The organism is Pseudoalteromonas piscicida (genome assembly GCF_002744175.1).
Taxonomy (GTDB): Bacteria; Pseudomonadota; Gammaproteobacteria; order Enterobacterales; family Alteromonadaceae; genus Pseudoalteromonas; species Pseudoalteromonas piscicida_B.
On record NZ_NKHF01000206.1, the window covers coordinates 1 to 202 of the forward strand.

Annotated in this window: 1 protein-coding gene; it reads right to left on the reverse strand. The window is 44.6% G+C overall.

Annotated elements, in window-relative coordinates; translation table 11 throughout:
* Positions 1–12: 12 nt before the first annotated feature.
* On the reverse strand, positions 13–202 hold a 190-nt coding region (locus CEX98_RS22480), incomplete at its 5' end, for a transposase domain-containing protein (RefSeq protein ID WP_143484406.1).

A 202-nucleotide genomic window follows, 5' to 3' on the forward strand; every position in this document is an offset into this window, starting at 1 on the left:
GTAAGAGTCTAGCTAACGACACCTAGCTTGTTTAATGTTCCAAGGTAACAGCGAGTCAAGATCATCAGGCTGCTCAGCTAGGTGCTGTAAGCAAGTAGAAATATAATCATGCACTACAAGGTCATTTGCCTTTGCGGTTTCAACAAGGCTATAAAGTATCGCACTGGCATGTGCACCCGTCATTTGCCTTTGCGGTTTCAAC